5 protein-coding genes are annotated in these 6,000 nt (G+C 48.6%); 2 read left to right on the top strand and 3 right to left on the bottom strand.

The genetic code is table 11. The features are described from left to right. Nucleotides 1–85: 85 nt before the first annotated feature. Nucleotides 86–1,252, bottom strand: coding sequence for an exo-beta-N-acetylmuramidase NamZ domain-containing protein (locus AB6805_RS05220; RefSeq protein WP_370908395.1), 1,167 nt, complete (start codon nucleotides 1,250–1,252; stop codon nucleotides 86–88). Nucleotides 1,253–1,356: 104 nt separating this feature from the next. Between AB6805_RS05220 and AB6805_RS05215 the strand changes: the two genes are divergently transcribed. Then, nucleotides 1,357–1,785: a peptidylprolyl isomerase gene (locus AB6805_RS05215; protein ID WP_089904439.1), complete on the top strand. Its 429-nt coding sequence runs from the start codon at nucleotides 1,357–1,359 to the stop codon at nucleotides 1,783–1,785. Nucleotides 1,786–1,922: 137 nt separating this feature from the next. On the opposite strand, the gene AB6805_RS05210 is transcribed toward AB6805_RS05215, so the two are convergent. Both AB6805_RS05210 and metE read right to left on the bottom strand, forming a co-directional pair. Next, the gene (locus AB6805_RS05210; RefSeq protein WP_370908394.1) at nucleotides 1,923–2,129 is read right to left on the bottom strand and encodes a cysteine-rich CWC family protein; all 207 of its coding nucleotides are present in this window, start codon (nucleotides 2,127–2,129) and stop codon (nucleotides 1,923–1,925) included. 81 nt (nucleotides 2,130–2,210) lie between these two features. After that, nucleotides 2,211–4,502: a 5-methyltetrahydropteroyltriglutamate--homocysteine S-methyltransferase gene (metE, locus tag AB6805_RS05205; RefSeq protein ID WP_370908393.1), complete on the bottom strand. Its 2,292-nt coding sequence runs from the start codon at nucleotides 4,500–4,502 to the stop codon at nucleotides 2,211–2,213. 194 nt (nucleotides 4,503–4,696) lie between these two features. On the opposite strand from metE, the gene pepT reads away from it, so the two are divergent. Further along, nucleotides 4,697–5,944, top strand: coding sequence for a peptidase T (gene pepT, locus AB6805_RS05200; RefSeq protein ID WP_370908392.1), 1,248 nt, complete (start codon nucleotides 4,697–4,699; stop codon nucleotides 5,942–5,944). The last annotated feature ends 56 nt before the right edge of the window (nucleotides 5,945–6,000 follow it).

Here is a 6,000-nt window from a genome sequence, read left to right as displayed (position 1 = left end):
TTAAGATTTTATCTCAAATTGATAAATATATCAGCAAAATAGAAGAGGCTGCATCATTTATTTATGATACAGCCTCTTCTGCTTTTTAATACAACAGGTATTTGGCCCTTATAACCTTAAACTTCGCCAGTCCGGGTTCCCAGCTTTTGCGGATCTCTGCTTCAGACAGCCCTTTCACGATCTGTTGCTGTAGTATGTTGTTACCGGCAAGTTTGCTGAAGAAAGGAATGAAAAATTTAGATTTATCAGGGAACATGCGATAGGCTTCCAGCAGCCATTTCAGTTCAATTTTACGGCCTGTATGCGGCGTGGCTTCAGGCGCATTACTCAGGTCGAAGCCGTAGCACAGCTGGTCTTTCAGCACTGGTGTTGGATTGATGGCGCTGGCGCGGGGCGTAAATGAGTAGCCTTTTTTAGGAAAATCCGGTGAGCCATACACCTGGAAAGGCTTGTCTGTACCACGTCCCAGGCTAAGTGCCGTGCCTTCAAAAAAGCAGAGGGAGGAATACAGGTTGATGGCGGCCATATTGGGCAGGTTGGGTGAAGGTTTGATGGGTACCCGGTAAAATGTTTTATGGCTGTAGTTTTCGCAGGGAATCACTTTGATATCGCAGTGCACGCCGTTGCGAAGCATGCGTTCGCCGTTCAGCATCCGGGCGTATTCGCCAACCGTCATGCCATGCACAATGGGAATGGGCTGCATGCCAATAAAGGAACGGTAGGCGGTATCGAGGATGGGGCCGTCTACATAGTCGCCGTTTGGATTAGGGCGGTCCAGTATGACGAGTGTTTTTTTATTTTCCGCTGCGGACTCCATCAGTTCCTGCAGGGACGAGATGTAGGTAAAAAAGCGGGTACCCACATCCTGGATATCGAACAACAGGATATCCACATCTTTCAGATCGGCTGCGGTAGCTTTACGGTGTTGCCCGTAGAGCGACACAATGGGAATGCCGGTAGCGGAATCGATACTGTTGGCCACTTTTTCGCCATGACCTGCATTGCCGCGGAAGCCGTGCTCAGGACTGAAAATCTTCTGGATTTTTACATTCAGTTTCAACAGGGAATCTACCAGGTGCGTTTTATCGATAGTGGCGGTTTGATTCACCATCATCGCCACCCGCTTGTTTTTCAGCAGCGGAAGGTAACGGGCTGTTTGCGTGGCGCCTGGCAATACATGGTCCGCATATTGCGCGGAGGTTTCATAAATACATCCTGCCAGGAAGATGCAAAGAAGGAGAATACGGTTCATACCGTTAAGATAATGCAAAGCTTTATTGACTGTATCAAAAAGCTCGGATTATGGCTGCTTTTTGTATCTTGCGCGTAATTATTAACACTAAACAATTATTTTTTATGCAAACTGTTAAAAACGGGGATACAGTGAAGGTGCATTACCATGGCCGTTTAACGAACGGAACTACTTTTGATTCTTCCGAAGGTAGAGCTCCGCTCGAATTCAAGGTAGGTGCCGGTATGGTTATCAAAGGTTTTGAGAATGGTGTGCTGGACATGAAAGTTGGCGACAAGAAAACCATTCATATCCCTGTTGATCAGGCATATGGCCCCAAAAGTGATGAAATGATCATGGATTTTCCAAAAGAAAATATCCCGGCTGATCTGAATCCTGAAGTAGGTATGGAATTGCAGATGAGCAATCCTCAGGGACAGGTTTTCCAGGTAAAAGTAGCCGCTATCGGCGACGAATTTATTACCCTGGATGCTAACCACGCGCTGGCTGGCGAAGACCTGGTATTTGACCTCGAACTGGTTGAAATCGCATAATATTCAGTTATTTTTTTGATTTACGGATGCAGGAACCGGTGGATAACACTACCCTTGCATCCGTAAATTTTTTTATGCTGCTGCCTGATTTTTCAGGGAGATGGAGCAATGGCGGAAACCCATTAAGGGAAACAGTTTCAGGACGATGTTTCCGGCTGCTGGTAAATTGTTTTCATATCACGTAAACAGTCGGCACAAAGACAACCACTGTATTTTTGCTGGATGAAATATCGCTCTTCTTCACTCAACACCACATCCTGGCACTGACAGCGTAGAATAGTGCCTACGCGGCATTCGAAGGTGCGTTTGCACCGCGGACAGGTTACGGTTTCATGACATGCCATCCCTAAAATTACGGATTTTACACAGCATTCAGTAAATGCAGCGCGGATGATTTTCGCTGCATTTACCAAAGCCCCAGGGCACTAGCTGCTCACCACCTGCCGCACATTCTTTGCAGCAGTCACCATATTACGTAACGACATTTCCGTTTCCGGCCACTTCCGCGTTTTCAATCCGCAGTCGGGGTTTACCCATATATTACGCAGCGGCAGTAATGCGGCCGCCTTGTGCAGTAATGCCTCCATCTCCGCCACCGCCGGCACTCTTGGCGAATGGATATCGTATACGCCCGGACCGGTTTCATTCGGATATTTAAATCCTGCAAATGCTTCCAGCAGCTCCATCTGTGAGCGCGATGTTTCAATGGTAATCACATCTGCATCCATTGCGGCGATATGCTCAATGATATCATTAAATTCCGCATAGCACATATGTGTGTGGATCTGCGTGGAATCATCCACCGTGCTTACGGCCAGGCGGAAAGCTTTCACGGCTTGTCCAAGGTAGGCGGCGCGTTGTGCTTTACGCAGTGGCAGCCCTTCACGCAGGGCCGGTTCATCTACCTGTATGATCGTAATACCGGCATCTTCCAGGTCTTTCACTTCATCACGGATAGCGAGTGCAATCTGCATCGCGGTTTGCATACGGGGCTGGTCATTTCTTACAAAGGACCATTGCAGAATGGTGACGGGGCCGGTCAACATACCTTTCACCGGCTTATTGGTCAGCGACTGTGCAAAACGGCTCCAGGCAACGGTCATGGGTTCCGGCCGTTGTACATCTCCAAAAATAACCGGTGGTTTTACACACCGTGTGCCGTAACTCTGTACCCAACCATTTTGGGTAAATACAAATCCGTCCAGCTGCTCGCCAAAATATTCCACCATATCATTCCGCTCAAACTCGCCATGCACCAGCACATCCAGCCCGAGGCTTTCCTGGCGGTAAATGGTTTCCGTAATGGCATGGCGGATATCGGCGTTATAAGTTTCCGGTGTAATAATCCCTTTTTTAAGATCAGCGCGGAGTTGCCTTATTTCCGTGGTTTGCGGGAAAGAGCCGATAGTAGTTGTGGGGAACAGGGGAAGTTGTAATACCGATTGCTGTAATTTCTGGCGGTGAGGGAAGATGCTGTGCCGCTGTGTATCCGCTGTGGTAATACTTTCCAGCCGGGCTTTCACTTCCGGCCGGTGTATCCGGGAGGAAGTTTTGCGGCTGTTCATCAACGCTTCATTGTCTATGAGCAGGGAAGTATCGCCGGCTATAATGTGTTTCAGCGCTATTACCTCGGCTACTTTCTGTTTGGCAAAAGCCATCCACTGTTTTATTTCCGGGTCTAACGGGGTTTCATCTTCCAGGTTATAGGGCACATGCAGGAGGGAGCAGGAAGTGCCCAGTAGCAAACGTTCTTCGCCGATTTGTTGTATTGCTTTTTCAATCAGCGCCAGGGAAGCGGCGTAATCATTTTTCCAGATATTGCGTCCGTCCACTACACCGAGCGACAACATTTTATCTGCAGGCAGGGCCACCAGTACGGCGTCCAGCTGCTCCGGAGCCCTTACCAGGTCGATATGCACCGCCTGCATCGGCAGCTGCAAAGCCAGGGTGGTATTGTCTTCCAGCGCCCCAAAGTAGGTGGTGAGCAGTATTTTGAGCGCAGGTAATGCCTGGCTGATAGCGGTATATGCGGCCTGGTAAAGGTCTCTGGTGGCGGGGTCCAGGTCGGTCACCAGGAAAGGCTCGTCCAGCTGGATCCATGTAGCGCCGGCCTGTTGAAGGGATCTTAGTAATTCGATATAAACGGGCAGCAGTTTTTCCAGCAGCCGGGTGTGCGTAAGGTCATCTCCCTTAATTTTTCCACATAAGAGAAAGGTAACAGGCCCGATGAGTACGGGTTTGGTGGTAATACCATGACCAAGCGCCTCTTTGAATTCTTCCACACACTTGGGCTGGTGAAGGGTATATTGCTGAGTGGATTCAAATTCAGGGACCAGGTAATGGTAGTTGGTATCAAACCATTTGGTCATTTCCAGGGCGGTGATATCGAAGTTATTTTTCTGGTAACCCCTTGCCATCGCGAAATACAACTCGGGGCAGCCCGGGTTGGCAAATGTTTGCTGCAATGCTTTAAAGCGCGAAGGAATTACGCCCAGGGTCATGCACATATCCAGTACCTGGTCGTACCAGGAGAAATCGTTGGAAGGGATCAGGTCAATACCGGCTTGCTGTAACCCGCTCCAGTTTTCTTTTCGTAGCTGCCTTGACGTTAGCTCAAGACGCTCCAGTGAAATTTTTCCGGCCCAGTAATTTTCGCAGGCTTTTTTCAGCTCACGCTGGCTACCTATTCTTGGATAGCCTGGAATGTTGGTTAGCATATATAGGATGTATTTTATTCTGTACAAACCTATCATTATTAGATCTTTGTTCGATCATTCCGGTTAATTTTGGTTTTTTGTCTTAAAAAAACAGGATTTTAAAGAATAATTTACTGTTGACGATATTGTGAGAGATGGTAAAACAGAATAATCTACGGCAGGAGTGTGAAGATGATTTTCCTTACGTTTGCAATATGTTTACAAATTACTCATATACAGTAGATAAACGCTTCATGCGTTACGCACAGATAGATACACAGTCGGACCCGATGAGCAACACTTTTCCTACCACGGAAAAACAGAAGGATCTTTCCCGGTTGCTGGTAAAGGAATTACAGGAAATGGGTATTACCGATGCAGCACTGGACGAACATGGTTATGTATACGCCACCATTCCGGCCAACACCGACAAAAAAGTGCCGGTGATCTGCTTTTGTTCACATGTGGATACTTCTTCAGACAGCAGCGGCACCGGCGTGAAGCCAATCGTGCATCGCCAGTATAATGGCGGCGATATTGTGTTGCCCGACGATGAAACAGTGGTGATCAGTGCAAAAGAACATCCTTACCTGGCCAGCAAAAAAGGCGACGATATTATTACTGCCAGTGGCACCACGCTCCTGGGAGCAGACGATAAGGCCGGCGTAGCCGAAATCATGGATGCCGCCAACTTCCTGATGACGCATCCGGAAGTGAAGCATGGCGCTATCCGCATCCTGTTTACCCCGGATGAGGAAGTGGGCCGCGGTGTGGAAAAAGTGGATATGAAGAAGCTGGCCGCCGATTTTGGTTATACCATGGACGGCGGTGAACTGGGTTCCCTGGAAGATGAAAACTTTTCGGCCGACGGCGCCAGGATCACAGTGTATGGCATCAGCGCCCATCCCGGTGCTGCAAAAGATAAACTGGTAAGCGCCATCAAAATAGCCGGCGAAATCGTAGATGCGTTACCGAAAGACGGTCTTTCTCCTGAAACCACCGACGACCGGGAAGGCTTTATTCACCCGGTTCGCATACAGGGCACTGTGGAAAAGACGGAGATCGATTTTATTATACGTGATTTTGAAACTGACCACCTCGAAGCGCATGAAACTTTCCTGCGCCGGATCATGGATAAGGTGCTGGCAAAGCACCATGGCGCAAAGGCTACGCTGAAAGTAACAGAACAATACCGCAATATGAAAGAGGTGCTGGTAAATCATCCGGAAGTAACCGCCAATGCGGCAGAAGCCATTCGCCGCGCCGGTGTGCAGCCCCTGAGAATGAGCATCCGCGGTGGCACCGACGGTTCCCGCCTGTCGTTTATGGGCCTGCCATGCCCCAATATTTTTACCGGTGAAATGGCGCTTCACAGCAAACATGAATACGTGAGCATACAGGATATGCAGAAAGCCGTGCAAACAATTGTGTATCTGGCACAGGTTTGGGAAGAGAAGGCGTAAAATATTGCCGCGCACATTCGCAAATATTTTATTACTTTAACCGTTTATAGTAGTGT

Origin of the sequence: Chitinophaga sp. RCC_12, from assembly GCF_041360695.1 — a bacterium.
Lineage (GTDB): Bacteria > Bacteroidota > Bacteroidia > Chitinophagales > Chitinophagaceae > Chitinophaga.
Note: the sequence above shows the minus strand (reverse complement) of the source record. Positions and strands in the feature narration are given on the sequence as shown.